The sequence below is a fragment of the Streptomyces sp. NPDC057445 genome (genome assembly GCF_042802855.1).
Classification (GTDB): Bacteria; Actinomycetota; Actinomycetes; order Streptomycetales; family Streptomycetaceae; genus Streptomyces.
Window position 1 is genome coordinate 68,908 of record NZ_JBHVDH010000010.1, and the last position, 17,151, is coordinate 86,058.

The 17,151-nt window shown below is 71.7% G+C and carries 14 protein-coding genes; 5 read left to right on the forward strand and 9 right to left on the reverse strand.

Going from position 1 to position 17,151, the window contains the following annotated elements; translation table 11 throughout:
- Positions 1-102 precede the first annotated feature (102 nt).
- The 4 genes from hpt to dacB all read right to left on the reverse strand — a co-directional run bounded on the left by hpt (position 103) and on the right by dacB (position 4,788).
- Complete coding sequence (gene hpt / locus ACFU5O_RS21875) at positions 103-642, reverse strand: hypoxanthine phosphoribosyltransferase (protein ID WP_384243243.1); 540 nt, start codon at positions 640-642, stop codon at positions 103-105.
- Between the two features lie 79 nt (positions 643-721).
- Positions 722-1,765, reverse strand: coding sequence for a tRNA lysidine(34) synthetase TilS (gene tilS, locus ACFU5O_RS21880; RefSeq protein ID WP_384242962.1), 1,044 nt, complete (start codon positions 1,763-1,765; stop codon positions 722-724).
- Between the two features lie 191 nt (positions 1,766-1,956).
- Positions 1,957-3,081: a zinc-dependent metalloprotease gene (locus ACFU5O_RS21885; protein WP_384242963.1), complete on the reverse strand. Its 1,125-nt coding sequence runs from the start codon at positions 3,079-3,081 to the stop codon at positions 1,957-1,959.
- 366 nt (positions 3,082-3,447) lie between these two features.
- Entirely contained in the window at positions 3,448-4,788 is a 1,341-nt protein-coding gene (dacB, locus tag ACFU5O_RS21890; RefSeq protein ID WP_384243245.1) for a D-alanyl-D-alanine carboxypeptidase/D-alanyl-D-alanine-endopeptidase, read from the reverse strand.
- A gap of 255 nt (positions 4,789-5,043) precedes the next feature.
- Between dacB and ACFU5O_RS21895 the strand changes: the two genes are divergently transcribed.
- The gene (locus ACFU5O_RS21895) at positions 5,044-5,538 is read left to right on the forward strand and encodes an inorganic diphosphatase (RefSeq protein ID WP_108151010.1); all 495 of its coding nucleotides are present in this window, start codon (positions 5,044-5,046) and stop codon (positions 5,536-5,538) included.
- A 182-nt stretch (positions 5,539-5,720) separates the two neighbouring features.
- Positions 5,721-7,370 (forward strand): threonine/serine exporter family protein, encoded by a 1,650-nt coding sequence (locus ACFU5O_RS21900; RefSeq protein ID WP_384242966.1) that lies wholly within the window; start codon positions 5,721-5,723, stop codon positions 7,368-7,370.
- A gap of 242 nt (positions 7,371-7,612) precedes the next feature.
- On the opposite strand, the gene ACFU5O_RS21905 is transcribed toward ACFU5O_RS21900, so the two are convergent.
- Complete coding sequence (locus ACFU5O_RS21905) at positions 7,613-8,344, reverse strand: DedA family protein (RefSeq protein WP_384242967.1); 732 nt, start codon at positions 8,342-8,344, stop codon at positions 7,613-7,615.
- A 158-nt stretch (positions 8,345-8,502) separates the two neighbouring features.
- Between ACFU5O_RS21905 and ACFU5O_RS21910 the strand changes: the two genes are divergently transcribed.
- Positions 8,503-8,871, forward strand: a complete 369-nt coding sequence (locus tag ACFU5O_RS21910) for a YbjQ family protein (RefSeq protein WP_384242969.1) — start codon at positions 8,503-8,505, stop codon at positions 8,869-8,871.
- A gap of 649 nt (positions 8,872-9,520) precedes the next feature.
- Here ACFU5O_RS21910 and ACFU5O_RS21915 read toward each other — a convergent pair.
- Entirely contained in the window at positions 9,521-10,282 is a 762-nt protein-coding gene (locus tag ACFU5O_RS21915) for a MerR family transcriptional regulator (protein ID WP_384242972.1), read from the reverse strand.
- Positions 10,283-10,385: 103 nt separating this feature from the next.
- Here ACFU5O_RS21915 and ACFU5O_RS21920 point away from each other — a divergent pair, with 103 nt between their 5' ends.
- A complete protein-coding gene (locus ACFU5O_RS21920; protein WP_384242974.1) occupies positions 10,386-11,666 on the forward strand; it encodes an ion channel protein in 1,281 nt (426 codons plus the stop codon).
- Positions 11,667-11,679: 13 nt separating this feature from the next.
- Positions 11,680-13,107, forward strand: a complete 1,428-nt coding sequence (locus ACFU5O_RS21925) for a glutamate decarboxylase (RefSeq protein WP_384242976.1) — start codon at positions 11,680-11,682, stop codon at positions 13,105-13,107.
- A gap of 90 nt (positions 13,108-13,197) precedes the next feature.
- On the opposite strand, the gene ACFU5O_RS21930 is transcribed toward ACFU5O_RS21925, so the two are convergent.
- The 3 genes from ACFU5O_RS21930 to ACFU5O_RS21940 all read right to left on the reverse strand — a co-directional run bounded on the left by ACFU5O_RS21930 (position 13,198) and on the right by ACFU5O_RS21940 (position 17,067).
- Positions 13,198-13,839 carry a PadR family transcriptional regulator gene (locus tag ACFU5O_RS21930; protein ID WP_384242979.1) on the reverse strand — a complete coding sequence of 214 codons (642 nt, stop codon included), beginning with the start codon at positions 13,837-13,839 and terminating at the stop codon, positions 13,198-13,200.
- Positions 13,840-13,931: 92 nt separating this feature from the next.
- Entirely contained in the window at positions 13,932-14,165 is a 234-nt protein-coding gene (locus tag ACFU5O_RS21935; protein ID WP_384242982.1) for a hypothetical protein, read from the reverse strand.
- 106 nt (positions 14,166-14,271) lie between these two features.
- Positions 14,272-17,067, reverse strand: a complete 2,796-nt coding sequence (locus ACFU5O_RS21940) for an ATP-binding protein (protein ID WP_384242985.1) — start codon at positions 17,065-17,067, stop codon at positions 14,272-14,274.
- Positions 17,068-17,151: the final 84 nt, after the last annotated feature.

A 17,151-nucleotide genomic window follows, 5' to 3' on the forward strand; every position in this document is an offset into this window, starting at 1 on the left:
GACTGTTCTTCGGACGGTACCCCAGCATTGTCACCCGTGACCGCCTTCCCATGCTCCAACGGCGGGAAGGCGGTACGGGTTCCCGTGCTTCCGCCGCCGTCGTCAACCGCCGTAGACGTGGGGCGCCAGAGTGCCCACGAACGGGAGATTGCGGTACTTCTCGGCGTAGTCCAGGCCGTAGCCGACGACGAACTCGTTCGGGATGTCGAAACCGATCCACTTCACGTCGATCGCGACCTTTGCGGCGTCCGGCTTACGGAGCAGCGTGCAGACCTCGAGCGAGGCCGGCTCACGGGAGCCCAGGTTCGACAGCAGCCAGGACAGGGTGAGCCCGGAGTCGATGATGTCCTCGACGATCAGGACGTGCTTGCCCTTGATGTCGGTGTCCAGGTCCTTGAGGATGCGGACGACTCCGGAGGACTGGGTGCCCGCGCCGTACGACGACACGGCCATCCAGTCCATCGTGACGGGGGAGGACAGCGCACGCGCCAGGTCCGCCATCACCATCACGGCGCCCTTGAGGACCCCGACGATGAGCAGGTCCTTGCCCGCGTACTCCGCATCGATCTTCGCGGCCAGCTCGGCCAGCTTCGCGTCGATCTCTTCCTTGGTGATGAGGACCGATTTGAGATCGGCGCCCATGTCCTTCTCGTTCACCCGAGTCGCTTTCTGTCTCTGCCCGTGCCGTGTCGGCGTATCGGCCCGCTTGCCCGCTACCGTCTCAGCCTTGCCGGATGACCAGTCTGCCACCCTGACGGCGGGCCTCGACGCGGCCGGGCAGGTTGATGGTCCCCTGGCCACGCCAGCCGGTGATCAGTCGCTCGACCTCCTCGACATGCCGTGCGAAGAGAGAACCCGCAGGTGAACCGGCGGCTACGAGCGCGCGGCGGAGCACCCGGCGACGCACCGCGGGAGGCAGTGCGTACAACTTCACGCAATCGAGCAGTCCTGCTTCGTCGCGTACCGAGGCGTCCACGTCGGCGGCCCAGGCGTCCAGAGCGTCGGCGTCGTCACGGGAGAGCTGGGCGGTACGGGCCAGGGCCTCGACGACACCTTTGCCGAGCGCCTTCTCGAGGGCGGGCAGCCCCTCGTGGCGCAGCCGCGAGCGGGTGTAGGCGGGGTCGGCGTTCATCGGGTCGTCCCAGACGGGCAGATGCTGCACGAGGCACGCCTTGCGGGCGGTCTGCCGGTCGAGCTGGAGGAACGGGCGGCGGTAGCGGCCGGAGGGCGACACGGCGGCCATGCCGGAGAGCGAGCGGATGCCGGAGCCGCGGGCGAGGCCGAGCAGGACCGTCTCCGCCTGGTCGTCGCGGGTGTGGCCGAGCAGCACGGCGGCGGCGCCGAGCCGCTCGGCGGCCTCGTCCAGTGCCGCGTAGCGCGCGTCGCGGGCGGCGGCCTCGGGCCCGCCGTGGCGGCCCACGGTGACGGCCACCGCCTCGACGGGGTCGAGGTTCATCGCGGTGAGGCGGGCGGCGACCTCGGCGGCACGGAGGCCGGAACCGGGCTGCAGGCCGTGGTCGACGGTGATCCCACCGGCGCGCACGGACAGTTTCGGGGCCTCGAAGGCGAGGGCGGAGGCGAGCGCCATCGAGTCGGCCCCGCCGGAGCAGGCGACGAGGACGAGGGGCCGCTCGGCCGTCGCGAGCTGACCGGGCCTGGACCGGTCGGCGGCGGCGCGCGGGAGTTCGCTCAGTTCGTTGAGTACGTCGTGGAGTACGCGGCGGACCGCCAGGCGTATCGCCGCGACCGCAGGATGGGGACCCATGTCCGGTGCCCTTCGTGAAGTTGGGGGGTGCCTCGATCGGAGAGTCGGAACGGGAGGTTCGGTCACTCAGAGTGCGTCGATGGTGACAGAACCGGGCCGTTCCCCGAGCATTGCACGCCTACCCATTGCCTACGGTCCCTCGGACGGGTGATTGAGGGGGCGTCCTTCTGCCGTCGGCCGCATGCCGCCCCTCAGTCTGTCCTACGGTGCACCCTCGCGACCCAGTCCGCCGGTTTGGCGATCTCCGCCTTGGTGGGCAGGGTGTTCGGCGAGGTCCAGACCCGGTTGAAGCCGTCCATGCCGACCTCCTCGACCACGGCCTGTACGAACCGTTCCCCGTCACGGTACTGGCGCAGCTTCGCGTCGAGTCCGAGCAGCTTGCGCAGCGCCACGTCGAGCCGTGAGGCGCCGCGGGCACGGCGCTGCTGGAACTTCTCCCGGATCTCGCCGACGGAAGGCACGACCTGCGGTCCCACTCCGTCCATCACGAAGTCGGCGTGCCCTTCGAGGAGGGACATCACCGCGGTCAGGCGGCCGAGGATCTCGCGCTGCGCCGGGGTCTGGACGATCTCCACGAGGGAACGGCCCTCGTCGTCCTCGCCCTCGGGGCGGCCGCCGGCGAGCGACTGGGCGGCCTCACGCAGCCGTTCCAGTACGGTCATCGGGTCGACATCGGTCTCGGCGAGGAACGACTGGATCTCGCCCTCCAGGTGGTCGCGCAGCCAGGGCACGGCGGTGAACTGAGTGCGGTGGGTTTCTTCGTGGAGGCAGACCCACAGCCGGAAGTCGTGCGGGGCGACGTCCAGTTCGCGCTCGACATGCACGATGTTCGGCGCGACCAGGAGAAGCCGCCCGCCGCTGCCCGGGGCGCCGGGCAGCTCGCGGGTGGCCGGGGCGAAGGTCTCGTACTGGCCGAGGACGCGGGATGCGAGGAACGACAGCAGCATCCCCAGCTCGACGCCGGTCACCTTGCCGCCGACGGCGCCGAGGACGGCTCCGCCAGGAGTCCCCGCGCGACGCTCCTGCATCTTGTCCAGCAGGGGCTTGAGCAGTTCCCGGAAGCCCGCGACGTTCGCCTTCACCCAGCCTGCCCGGTCGACCACGAGGACCGGGGTGTCCTCCGGCTCATGCCCGTCGGGGATCATCCGCGTGAAGTCCCTGACGTGCTCCTCGGAGGCCTTGGCGTGCCGTCGCAGCTCGGCGACCACGGCACGTGCCTCGTCCCGGCTGACGTCGGGGCCAGGCCGCACGAGTCGGGTCGCGGTCGCGACCGCGAGGTTCCAGTCGACCATCTCGGCACCACCGATGCTCGTCATGCGTCAACCGTACGTGGTCGTCGCCACTCTGCCATCGGGTTGCGCGCCACGGCCTCGGGCCCCACGGTCCGGGGACGACCCTGTGAGCTGAACGGCACCGATGCCGCTGTGCCGACGGGGGGCACGCCTCCGCCTCCGGCAGGGAGCCCAGGAGCAGCCCCCCGTGAGCTGCACGGGGCCGTTGCCGACGGCACCGGCACCGCTGCCGCCCGGCTCCCGTGCCGCCTCCGTGGGCCGGGTGAGCCGGCCGCCCCCGGCGCCGCCGAAGTCGGTTGTCGCGTCAGTGGCGTTGCAGGCCCGGACACGGTTCGGTGGTGTCCGGTCGACGGTGACGGGGCAGGGCGGTCCGGGGTACGGAACGTGCCGCTACGGCACGAGGGCCGCCGCCATCCGGTCCAGCGCCGGGCGGCCGGCTCCGTAGGCGGGGGTGTCCCCCGCCATGAACGCGAACGCAAGCATCCGCCCGTCGGGCGAGACGGCCGTGCCCGCGAGCGTGTCCACCCCGGTCAGACTGCCGGTCTTGGCGCGTACGAGACCTGCGGTCCTGGCCTCGGAGCGCTCGCTGAGGGTGCCGGTGAAGCCGGCGACGGGAAGCCCGGTGAGGACGGGACGCAGCTCGGGGTGTGCGGGGTCGGCGGCCTTGGAGAGCAGGGCCGTGAGGAGCCCGGCGGAGACCTTGTCCGCGCGGTTCAGCCCGCTGCCGTCCACGAACCGGGCCTTGCCCAGGGGGAGCTTCAGCCGTTTGAGCCGCTCGGTGACGGCGGTCCGGGCGCCGGCGAAGCTCGCCGGGCGGCCGCCCGCGAGCGCGGTGTGCCGGGCCAGGGACTCGGCGAGGTCGTTGTCGCTGTTGGTCAGCATCCGCTCGACGAGCGCGGACATGGGCGCCGAGAAGGTCCTGGCGAGGGCGACGGCCTTGGCGGGGGCCCTGCCGCGGTCCGGACCCGCCTCGGTGTTGATGCCGCGTTCGCCGAGGAGCCCGACGAAGGCGGCGGCGGTGTCGTGCGCCGGGTCCGTGCCGCGTGGCGCCGGACCGCTGGTGGAGTCGTCGAGACGGCCCTCGTTGAGCATGAGGGGAGTGACGGGGGCGATGTTGTCGTTGCGGCCGATGGGGTGCCGGGCGGGGCCCTTGTAGAGCGAGATGTCGTACGCCAGCCGGATCGTGCTGACGCCCCGTTCGCGCAGGGCGCGGGCGGTGCCGTCGGCCAGCGCGCGCAGCCGGGCCGTGTCGAGGGTCGGGTCACCACCGCCGACCAGAGTGATCCGCTTGAAGTCGGGGGCCGCGACGACCGTGGTGGGGATGCGGTGTGTGGGCCCCGTTGCCGAGAGGACCGCGACGGCCGTGGCGATCTTGACGGTGGACGCCGGGGTCATGGGGGCGCCGGCGTCCTTCCCGTACAGCTCCTTGCCGGTGGCGACATCGACGACCGAAGCGGTGAGGACCGGGCCGAGCCCGGGGTCGTGGAGGAAGGGCGCGAGCGCCTGGGCGACCGGAGCGGGCGGGGCGGCCGGGGCGCTGGGCGCGGACAGCACCCCGGGGGCGCTGGGCGCGGGCACGGGCCCGGGCGGTGCCGTCCTCGCCGGAGGCCGGTGATGTGCGCCACCTGTGCGGCTCAGCGCAGCGGCCCTGTCCCGCTCGGCCTTACGCTGACCGGAGTCCCAGGGACCGGCCGCGGTCACCGCCACGGCCGCGACGGCGAGGCCGACCACGGCCGCGCCTGCCGTGAGCTGCCAGGTCTGCAGGGCCGCACCTGCTGTGAGCTGCCATGTTCTGCGGTCGGGCACCCCTGACCAGCCCCTTTCGCGATCACCCACCTGCGTAGGGGACACTTAATCACTGCGTCTTGCCGCGAGCATGGCACCCCGTCCAGCACCTGGCCCGTCCGGCCGGAGCCCGGGGCGGTCCGCTTCCGGGGAGACGCAATCATCACCGACATATGTGTTGATCATGGAGGAGTGCCACCCGTGGAGTTCGACGTCACCATCGAGATCCCGAAGGGGTCCCGGAACAAGTACGAGGTGGACCACGAGACCGGCCGGATCCGCCTGGACCGTCGTCTCTTCACCTCGACCAGCTACCCCGCCGACTACGGCTTCGTCGAGAACACCCTCGGCGAGGACGGCGACCCGCTGGACGCCCTGGTCATCCTGGACGAGCCGACCTTCCCCGGCTGCCTGATCAAGTGCCGCGCCATCGGCATGTTCCGTATGACCGACGAGGCCGGCGGCGACGACAAGCTGCTCTGCGTCCCGGCCTCCGACCCGCGTGTGGAGCACCTGCGGGACATCCACCACGTCTCCGAGTTCGACCGCCTGGAGATCCAGCACTTCTTCGAGGTCTACAAGGACCTGGAGCCGGGCAAGAGCGTCGAAGGCGCGAACTGGGTCGGTCGCACCGAGGCGGAGGCCGAGATCGAGGCCTCCTACAAGCGCCTCGAGGCGCAGGGCGGCGCGCACTGACGCGCTCCCCGCTGCCGGACCGGGCGGTGCACCCCCACGCGGGGTGCACCGCCCGTCGCATACTGGCCGGACACGGGCCCGCACGAGCGGCCGCCGGCCGGGGGCGCAGCGACCCCTGAGGGTCCCTGTCGGGGCCCCTGGAGAGAGCCGGAGCCTGGGAAACGGGAGGAGTCGGGAGAGCGGTGGTGGCGGAGCCGGAAGGTCCTGCGGAGGACCGGAAGCCGCAGTCGGACGAGGCGCACAGCGCCTTCACCCCGCCGGAGGGTGTGGAGCAGCCCGGCCCCCCCGAGGAGGACCATCCGTCCTCCGAGTTCGCCGTTCCGGCGGGTCTGTCACCGGAACCGCCGCAGGAACCGGAGGGCTCCGCCTTCGCCCTGCCCTCGACCTACCGCTCGAAGGAGTCGCCGCCGGTCTTCACCCCGGCCTACGGCATCCCGGTGATCCAGCTGCCCAAGGACGCGCCGTGGCAGGACCGGATGCGCACGATGCTGCGGATTCCGGTGAGCGAGCGGCCGGTGCCGGAGCCGGTGCAGCGGCACGACGAGACCGGGCCCGCGGTGCCTCGTGTGCTCGACCTGACGCTGCGTATCGGCGAACTGCTGCTCGCGGGCGGTGAGGGCGCCGAGGATGTCGAAGCGGCGATGTTCGCCATCACGACCTCGTACGGCCTCGACCGCTGCGAGCCCACGGTCACCTTCACCCTGCTGTCGATCACGTACCAGCCGTCGCTGGTCGACGACCCGGTGACGGCGAACCGGACGGTACGCCGCCGGGTCCCCGACTACACCCGGCTGACCGCCGTCTACCAGCTCGTCGCCGACATCAGCGCAGAGGACCACGAAGTCAAGCTGGACGAGGCGTACCGGCGGCTGGCGGAGATCCGCCGCAACCGGCACCCGTACCCCGGCTGGGTGCTCACGGTCGCGGCCGGTGTGCTGGCCGGGGCGGCGTCCGTGCTGGTGGGCGGCGGTGTGCTGGTGTTCCTGGCGGCCGCGTTCGGCGCGATGCTCGGCGACCGGCTGGCGTGGCTGTGCGCGGGACGCGGGCTGCCGGAGTTCTACCAGTTCGTGGTGGCGGCGATGCCGCCCGCCGCGATCGGCGTGGCGCTCACGGCCCTCCACGCCGGCATCCGTCCGTCCGCCGTCATCACCGGTGGCCTGTTCGCGCTGATCCCGGGACGGGCGCTGGTGGCGGCGGTGCAGGACGGACTGACCGGTTTCTACATCACGGCCTCGGCCAGGCTGCTGGAGGTCGCCTACTTCTTCGTGGCGATCGTCATCGGTGTGCTCACGGTGCTGTACGTGGGCGTGCAGTTCGAGGCGAACCTCAGCCCGGAAGGGGGGCTGAGCACCCTCGAACGGCCCGTGCTGCAGATTCTGGCGTCGATGGTGCTGTGCCTGACCTTCGCCGTACTGCTCCAGCAGGACCGCTCCACCGTGCTGATCGCGGCGCTCAACGGCGGCGTGGCCTGGGTGATCTACGGGGCGATCGCCGTGACGGCGGACGGCTCTGCGGTGATGGCGACGGCCGTCGCGGCCGGTGTGGTGGGTCTGTTCGGGCAGCTGCTGGCCCGCTATCAGCACACGTCGTCGCTCCCGTACGTGACGGCGGCGATCGGGCCGCTGCTGCCCGGTAGCGCCACCTACTTCGGAGTGCTGCACATCGCCCAGGCCAACATGGACCTGGGCTTCGCCTCGCTGGCGCGGGCGGCGGCGCTCGCGCTCGCCATCGCGATCGGGGTGAACCTGGGTGGTGAGATCGCCCGGCTGTTCCTGCGCAGCCCGGCGGCGGCGGGCAGGCGCCGCGCGGCCAAGCGGACGCGCGGCTTCTGACGTCTTCGGGCTACGGAGGCGGGGTGCGATTCGCCTTGCGGGTGGGGGTGCGGGGGCGACGCCGACGGTTGCCCTGCGGGTGGGAGTGCGACGCCGGCGGTTGCCCTGCGGGTAGGGGCGCGACACCGGCACGCGGGTACGAGGCGAGGTCAGCGCGCATCGTCGCGGCACGCGGCCAGGTCAGCGCGCATCGTCGCGGCACGCGGCAAGGTCAGCGCGCATCGTCGCGGCACGCGGCCAGGTCAGCGCTTCGCGTGGCGGCCACGCGGGCCGGGCTGGCCCGGCTGCTGGCCCGGCAGGCCCGACTGCTGGGCGCTTTCCGCGCTCGCCAGGCCGTCGGCCGCGGCTGCCTTCTTGTTCTTGGAGCGGGCCCGCAGGAACTCGATCGCGATCGGGACGACCGAGATGAGAACGATGGCGATGAGGATCGCCTCGATGTTCTTGTGGACGAACTCGACCTTGCCGAGCGCGGCGCCGAGCAGCGTGACGCCCGCACCCCAGAGCACGCCACCGATGACGTTGAAGGTGATGAACGAGCGGTAGTTCATCCGGCTCACACCGGCGATGATCGGCGTGAACGTACGGACGATGGGCACGAAGCGGGCCAGGACCAGGGACTTCGGGCCGTACTTCTCGAAGAAGTCGTGCGCCTTCTCCACGTTCTCCTGCTTGAAGAGCCTGGAATCCGGGCGCTTGAACAGGGACGGACCCACCTTGCGGCCGAAGAGATAACCGACCTGGTCGCCGATGATCGCGGCCAGCACGACGAGGGTGCACACGAGCCACAGCGGCATGTCGATCTTGCCGGCGGTGACCAGCAGCCCCGTCGTGAACAGAAGCGAGTCGCCCGGCAGGAAGAAGCCGATCAGCAGTCCGGACTCCGCGAATACGATCACGAGCACGCCGATCAGACCGAACGTGGTGATCAGATAATCCGGGTCCAGCCAGCTCGGTCCGAGCGCAAGGGTGTTCACGAGGTCCGGGCTCCTGAGGTGTCGAAGGTCGGTCGGCGTTCGTGCGGCGTGTCGGCCGGCGTGTCGGTTGCCCAAAGTATCAACGCATCCGGAGGGCCACGGGTTCCACCGGCCCTCTCCGGATGCGAGGTGAACGCACGGCAACCAAGCTGTGCCCCATGGGCATCGATGAGTACGGCGGCGGGCAGGGTCCGCACGCCGATGTGCTGGTCGTCACAACGAACGACGTACCCGGTCATGAGGTACAGCAAGTGATCGGCGAGGTCTTCGGCCTGACGGTGCGCTCGCGGCATCTGGGCAGCCAGATCGGGGCGGGGCTCAAGTCGATGATCGGCGGTGAGCTCAAGGGCCTCACGAAGACGCTGGTGCAGACCCGCAATCAGGCGATGGAACGCCTGATCGAGCAGGCGCGGGCGCGGGGTGCGAACGGGGTGCTGATGTTCCGCTTCGACGTCACGGAAGCGGCGGACGTGGGCACGGAGGTGTGCGCGTACGGAACGGCGGTGATCTTGGCTCCACGACCGTGACGGCCGCGTGGCGCGGTGCCGGTGTGGTTGTCGTGGTGGGCGGTGCCGTGACTGCGGCCGGGGTGTCCGTCCTCAATCGCCGGACGGGCTCAGGTGTACGGGGTCGGCCGGTACCGGGTCGTGGGCGTTGGGGGCCGTTCCGGGGCTCGCATCCGGGACGGCGTGATTTACGGCGCGCTGACCAGCACCTCAATGGCGACGCCTGCGCCGCGCCACAAATCACGCTTTAGTGTCCCGGACACGACCCCTCCACGGCCCCCCTCGGGCCCAGGGGTGGTGGGCCGATCGCCGTGTGTCGGGTGAACCATCCACCGGGCGGCAGTCGGCAACGCTGCCGGGGCGGGGCCGTGCAGGGTCGGCCCCGCAGGGGACGGCGGGACTACTGGTTGCCTGCGAGGTGGGCGGTACGCCGCCGTCCCCGAGGAGTCGAGCCCGGAGGGGCCCCGCCCCACCACCCACCCACAGCCCCCGCCCAAGCCCGTCCGGCGATTGAGGACGGACACACCGGCCAACCGTCACGGCACAGGCCAACCCCGACACCACACCCGGCACCGCGCAGCGACCCGCACAGGCCAACCCCGACAACCACACCGGCACCGCGCAGCGACCGGCGCCGGGAAGCGGACCCCCCGAGCCGCCGGAGGCAGCGTCACCCCGTCGCGCGGGACGCGTTCGCGTGGATCGCCGTGCGGAGGTGGTCCGCGAAACCCGGACGCATGGAGTCGTAGAACTCCTTGAAGCGGGCGTCCGACACGTACATGTCGGCCAGACACCGGTGGATCTCGTACGTGCACTCGTAGAACCACGTGGTGATGTGCTGCCGGTGCTCCTCCGCGAGGTCCATCGCGCGTTCGCCCGTCGCCGGCTCGCCGTCCGACATGAGCGCAACGTAACGCGCGCCCCAGTCCGCGGCCTCGGACTGCATCCGCTGCCAGTCCGCCTTGGTGTAGCGGGCGGCGCGCCGCTGGGACTCGGCGTATGTCGCGGTGCCGCCCCAGCGCTGCTCGGCCTCCTCCGCGTACCGCTCCGGGTCCTTGTCGCCGAACACCTCGAACTTCTCCTCGGGCGTGAGGTTGATGCCCATCTTCCGTGCCTCCATTGCCTGTTCGACGGCCTCGGCCATCTTCTGGAGCTCGGCGATCCGGTCGGTCAGCAGTGCGTGCTGGCGCCGCAGGTGATCCCGCGGGTCGACATCCGGGTCGTCGAGCAGGATCGCGACCTGGTCGAGCGGAAAGCCGAGCTCCCGGTAGAACAGGATCCGCTGCAGCCGGTCGAGGTCGGCGTCGTCGTAACGCCGGTGACCTGCATGGCTGCGGCCGCTCGGTGAGAGCAGCCCGATCTCGTCGTAGTGGTGCAGCGTGCGCACCGTCACTCCGGCGAAGCCGGACACCTGTCCCACCGAATAGCTCATGGCTCCCTGCTCCGTCCTGGTCCGCACCTCAGCCTGGGTCCTCACGCCACGTGAGGTGCAAGCCCTTTGATCTAAGGCTTTATGCACTATTTGTGCCGTTATCGTGAGGCCCGTGACGACGACCGACCACGCCCCGCCGGCCACCCCGGTGCGCGCGCTGCTGCCGCTGATCGTTCCCGCGCTCGTCGTCGGCGTCGGCTCGAGCCTCCTCCTGCTGGCCGTGACCGCGATCTCGACCCGGTTCAAGAACGTCCTGTGGGAGGTCCTGCCCGACGCGCTCGGCATCGGCCGGTACTCGTCGCTCTGGGTGATCGTCATGCTGACGGCGACCGGGCTTGCGGTGGGGCTCGTGGTGTGGAAGGTGTACGGGCACGCGGGGCCCGATCCGGCCACGATGGGGCTCGTCGACCCGCCGCTGCCGGCCCCGGTAGTGCCCGGGCTGCTGCTCGCCGCCGTGCTCGGGCTGGCCGGCGGGGTCAGCCTCGGCCCCGAGAACCCCATCACGGCCGCGAACATCGCGCTCGCGGCCTGGCTGGGCCGCAGGGCGATGCGGGGTACGGAAGCGGACCTGTGGGCCGGCCTCGCCGCCGCGGGCACGATCGGGGCGCTCTTCGGTACGCCCGTGGCGGCCGCGCTGATCCTCACCGAGAGCATGGCGGCGCGCCCGGCCCCCGGGGCCCTGTGGGACAAGCTGTTCGCCCCGCTCATCGCGGGCGGGGCGGGAGCCCTGACCACCGTGCTGATCGCGCATCCGACGTTCGATCTCGCACTGCCCGAACTGTCGGGGTCGCGCTGGGGCGACATCCCGGCGGCAGCGGTGGTCGCCTCGCTGGGCGCGCTGGTCGGCATGGCGGCCGTGTACGCGTTCCCTTACGTCCACGCCGCCTTCCGGAAGCTGCGGCACCCCGTCGTGATGGTCACGGCGGGTGGGCTGCTGCTCGGTCTCCTCGGAACCCTGGGCGGGAGCCTGACGCTGTTCAAGGGCCTCGACGAGATGAAGGTGCTGGCCTCGGACCCCACGGGCTGGACGTTCCCTCAGTTCGCGCTGATGGCGGTGGTCAAGCTGACCGCGCTCACGGTCGCGGCGGCGTGCGGGTTCCGCGGCGGCCGGATCTTCCCCTCGGTGTTCATCGGGGTCGCGCTCGGGCTGGGCTTCAGCGCGCTCGTACCCGAGGTGCATCCGACGCTCGGGGTCGTCTGCGCCGTGCTCGGCGTGCTGCTGGCGGTCACCCGGCAGGGCTGGCTGAGCCTCTTCACCGCGGCGATCCTCGCCGCCGACCCGCATGTGTTCCCGCTGCTGTGCGTCGCCGTACTGCCGGCCTGGCTGCTGGTGACCGGACGGCCGCAGATGCAACTCCACGACGACGGCACCTCACTGCGTTGAAAGGCGACCGGACATGGCACCACTGCACAAGGGCGGCACGGACCGCGAGGAGAGCCCGGAGCGGCGCAGGCTGTCGCTCAACCCGTTCTACGGGGAGGCCGATCCGACCGCGTCGATGACCCTGGCTCCGCCGAAGCACCAGCTTCCGGACGGCCCTATGTCCCCCAAGACGGCCTATCAGCTGGTCCACGACGAGCTGATGCTGGACGGCAACTCCCGGCTGAACCTCGCCACGTTCGTGACGACCTGGATGGAGCCCGAGGCCGGGCTGCTGATGGCGGAGTGCCGCGACAAGAACATGATCGACAAGGACGAGTACCCGCGGACGGCCGAACTGGAGCGGCGCTGCGTGGCGATGCTCGCCGATCTCTGGCACGCGCCGGATCCGGCCTCCACGGTGGGCTGCTCGACGACGGGGTCGAGCGAGGCCTGCATGCTCGCCGGGATGGCTCTCAAGCGGCGGTGGGCGAAGCGGAACGCCGACCGCTACCCCGGTCCCGGCGCCCGGCCCAATCTCGTCATGGGCATCAACGTGCAGGTCTGCTGGGACAAGTTCTGCAACTTCTGGGAGGTGGAACCGCGGCTGGTCCCGATGGAGGGCGACCGCTTCCACATCGACCCGCAGGCGGCGGCCGATCTGTGCGACGAGAACACGATCGGCGTGGTCGCGATCCTGGGCTCGACCTTCGACGGGTCGTACGAGCCCGTCGGGGAGGTCTGCGCGGCGCTGGACGCGCTGAAGGAGCGTACGGGCCTGGACGTCCCGGTCCATGTCGACGGGGCGTCAGGCGCGATGGTGGCACCCTTCGTGGACCAGGACCTGGTCTGGGACTTCAGACTGCCGAGGGTGGCCTCGATCAACACGTCCGGGCACAAGTACGGGCTGGTGTACCCGGGCGTGGGGTGGGCGCTGTGGCGCTCGCCGGAGGACCTCCCCGAGGAACTGGTCTTCCGGGTCAACTATCTGGGCGGCGACATGCCGACGTTCGCGCTCAACTTCTCCCGGCCCGGGGCACAGGTGGTCGCGCAGTACTACACCTTCCTGCGGCTCGGCCGCGACGGCTTCCGGGCCGTGCAGCAGACGACCCGCGATGTGGCACAGACCCTGGCCAGGAAAGTCGAGGCGCTGGGCGACTTCCGGCTGCTCACCCGGGGGGACCAGCTGCCGGTCTTCGCCGCCACGACGGCACCGGGAATCACCAACTACGACGTGTTCGACGTCTCCCAGCGGCTGAGGGAACACGGCTGGCTGGTGCCCGCGTACACCTTCCCTCCCCACCGGGAGGACCTGTCGGTGCTTCGATTCGTCTGCCGCAACGGCTTCTCGGCGGACCTGGCGGCGCTGATGGTGGAGGACCTGGGTCGGATCCTGCCGGAGCTGCGGGCGCAGAGCGCTCCGCTGAGCAAGGACAAGGCGGCGGCGACAGGCTTCCACCACTGACGGTGGCGCGTACGGGGACGGGGCGTGGGTCCCGTCCCCCGGACTCCTGGGCCGTCCGTCTCGTCGGAGAACAGGCCCTCGGGTGCCACGTCAGGCCCCGTCCCCCTCATGGGGGATGCCCGTCGCGGGCGGGTTCTCCTCGCTCTCGGCGAGCACCCCGACGAAGGGCTCGCCCTCCCCCGCGAAGGTGTACGCCCCGCCCTCGATCCGCTCGATGAGTCCACGCGTCCAGGTCGCCCCGGCGTCCGCCGAATCGACCCACATGTTCATGATCTCGCCGATGTGACCGAGCTGCTCGGGCCCGTCCTCGGGGGTGTAGTACTCGGTCACCGCCGCGCGCCACTCCTCGAGGCCGCGCACCCGTTCCCTGAGCAGCTCCACGGCTTCGCGCCGCTCCAGGTCCACGATGAAGCCGACGCCGGCGGAGAGCACGTCCATCTTCTGGTCGTACGAGGTCAGGGCCTCACGCAGGAGCGCGAAGTACTCCACCGAGCCCTTCTCGGTGATCTCGTACTCGGTGCGCGGCGGACCGCCGGCCGTCGAGGCCGCGATCTCATGGGCATGCAGCAGTCCCTGCTTCGCCATCTGCTTGAGCGCGTGATAGATCGAGCCGGGCTTGGCGTTGGACCACTCGTGCGCTCCCCAGTACTCGAGATCGCTGCGGACCTGATAGCCGTGGGCCCGCCCGTGCTGTCGCACGGCCCCGAGGACCAGAAGCCGGATCGCTGACATCGCGCGCCCCTCCTACTCAATTTTGACTAGGGTACGCGCGCGGTTCCTGCCCGACAGCGGCGGGGAAACCCCTCCTCACGGCCCCGGCCCGCTCAGGGGACCCACTTGTACTTGCCTCCGCCGACCCATCTCACGTCCGCGGGATCGTCGAGGTCGACATGGGGCAGTCCCGCCTGGTGCGCCAGTCTGATCACATCCAGCATGTCGTAGGCGGTCCCGGCCACCTCCCCGTGGATCTCCACCAGCCGGAACGGCGGATCGTGCGGCACCACGGAGAGGACGACGACCGGGGTGGGGACGAACGCCTCATGAGCATCGTTGGTCATGCTTACAGCGTGTGGCAGAGGTCCGGCGCGCACATGTCGAGCGGACCGGCGGGGCGTACGCGGGACCGTCCCCAGGAGGGCTCGGCGGTCGGGGCCGACGCCACGGCTACCGGACCGTCCCGGGCGCGAGGCCGAGGCCGGTGAACGCGGCCGCGCCTGCGGCGGCATGCTCGCCCCCGGCGAGCAGCAGCGTGCGCGCCGACTGGTAGCGGCAGCCGGCCGCGCCGAACGCCTCCGCGGCGGCGAGCAGCCGCGGCAGATCGCCGTCGAGCAGCGCCTCCGCCCGGTGCACCTGGGCGGTGGCGACCGGGTTGCCGGCGACCATGACCCGGGCGGCATCGACCCGGTCCCGGGCGTCCGGGTGCCCGGCGAGCACCGCCGCCTCGGCCCTGAGCGCCGTGTACCAGTGCAGCCATATCCAGCTGACCCACTTCCACACCCGGTCCGGCTCCGGCGCGACCCGCTCCAGCGCCGCGCTCGTGTCCCCGTGATGGAGCAGAACCATGGCGTCGAAGACCGCACCATAGCCATGGCGGTGCTCCGGTGCGGTGCCCGCCCGGTCGACGACCGCGAGCCAGGTCGCCCGGGCGTCGTGGTCGCCGCGCAAGCCGTGGATCATCGCGACCGACGCGGCGGCCGGGCCCAGGGAGAACGACCGTTGCCGGCCGCTCTGCTCCCACGCATCGAGGAATCTCACGCTGCCTGTGAGTACCTCCTCGACGTTGCCCGCGAACGCATCCGCGACCAGGAGCCAGGACATGGCGTGGTGGCCGACCTCGGCCAGCAGCGGCTGGTCGGCGAGTTGCCTGCCCCACCGGCGGGCCGCCGGCAGCTCACCCACGCCGAGGGCGGTTCCGGCGGCCATGGCGAGGCCGTCCATCAGCTCGTGCGTACCGGCAGGGGTACGCGGTGCCGAAGCCAGTACGTCGATCCGGTGCCGGGCGGCAGCTGCGGCGGCGAAGGCCTCCCCGGCCCAGCTCCGGGCGCCGGAGAGCGCGTCGAGGGCGGCGGACTCCGCCACCGGGTCGCCCGCGCGCCGGGCGAGCTCGACTGCCTGTTCGGCTCGCGCGACCGTCTCCTGCACGGTGTTGTCCGTGGCTCCCTGGACCGCGCCGAAGGCGTCCGCGACCACCGCCGCCTCGGCCAGCGCGACGGCCGCCTCGGCAGCCGGGTCGTCAGCGCCGGACAACTCCCGCGCTGCCGCGAGCATGGCGGTCACCTCGTCCACCGGGGGAATCAGCGTGAACGCACTGGAGAAGCGGTACGCGATGGTGGCGGCGGCCGCCAGGTCGCGGCCGGCACCGGCAGTGTCCCCGGCCCGGCGTGCGGCCTCGGCGGCGGCACGGTGCAGACGGAACATGTCGTCACCGAGCCTGCGGCACCCGGCAACCCCGGCGGCCTGCCGCAGCGCCGCGGCACCGGCGGCGTCGCCGGCGAGCACGGCCGCCTGCTCGTACCGCTGTTGGGCCTCGCCGAGCAGGTTGCGGGTGAACGTCAACTCGGCCATGCACAAGGCGAGGCGGTAGGCGTCCACGCGCTGCTCCGGCCGGCCGGCGACCCAGCCGAGGGCGGACCGGAGATCGTCCGCCATCGCGTCGAACCGGGCGCGCCAGTCCGCGCCGCCGGCTCCCGCGAGGGCGGTCGCGCCGGCCGAGCACCAACCCACATGGCGGGATCGGACGTCCAGCAGCTCGCCGGCGCCGGCGAGCCGCTCCGTCCCGTACTGGCGGATGGTCTCCAGCGCCTGGTACCGGGTGCCGGCCGCGGACGACGTCACGGCGAGCAGGCTCTGCTCGGCAAGCCTGCCGAGCCCGTCGGCAACCGCGGCCGGGTCCAGTGGGGCGAACCCGGCCACCTCGGCGGCCGCCTCAGCCGTGAACGGCACGACGAAAACCGACACCCGCCGCAGCAGCGCCCGATCCTGCGGTTCCAGCAGGTCATGGCTCCAGTCCAGAACCGCCCGCACCGACCGGTGCCTGTCGTCGGCGCGGGGTCCACCGGCCAGGATCCGCAGTTGGTCGGAGAGGCCGGCCGTGAGGCCGTCCACCCCGAGCGTGGGGCACCGCGCCGCCGCCAGCTCGATCGCCAGCGCCATGCCGTCGAGCCGTTCGCAGATGGCCACGACCTGGTCGCGTACCGCCGGATCCGGCGGCCGGCCGGCCGCCGCCGCCCGATCCACGAAGAGGGTCACGGCCTCCGAATCGCCGCCGCCGACACGCGACAGCGGCGGGACCGGGAAGACCCGCTCGAACGGCACCATCATCCGGGCCCGGCTGGTCGTGAGCACCCGCAACCGCGGGCAGGCCGCCAGCAGCCGTTCCAGGAACGGCGCCACCCCGTCGCGTACCTGCTCGCAGTTGTCCAACACCAGCAGCGCCTGACGATCCGCCAGCGCGGCCAGCACCGACTCGTCGATGCCGCGCCCTGGTTGCTCGCCCACACCCACGGCCGCCGCGACCGCCGCCCCCACCCGCCCCGGATCGGTGATCGGGACCAGGTCGACGAACCACACCCCGTCGGCGAAGTCGCCGGCCAGCTCCGCTGCCACCGCCAGCGCGAGCCGCGTCTTTCCCACCCCACCCGGACCGACCGCGTTCACCTGCCGGTGCGCCTTCACCGCCTCTGCCAACTCCCCGCGCTCCCGCACCCGGCCGATGAACGCCGTCAGCGGTGCCGGGAGGCCGGGTGTCGAGGGCGACCGCTCGGCGCGAGCCGACTCGGCCGCGCGCCGGGAGAGCGCCCGCCGATCCGGCACCTCCAGCTTGCGCAGGAGCGAGGAGACGTGCGACTCGACCGTGCGTACGGAGATGAACAGCTGCGCGGCGATCTCCGCGTTGCTGAGGTGCTCCCCGAGCAGTGCGAGCACTTCGGCTTCCCGAGCCGAGACCACTGGACTGGACACCGACTCATTGTCCGTGGTGGTTTCCGTGGTCAGCACGGAGGTGGGCCGCCCCCTGGCCGGGAGAGGCTGTGACCACAGCGATCG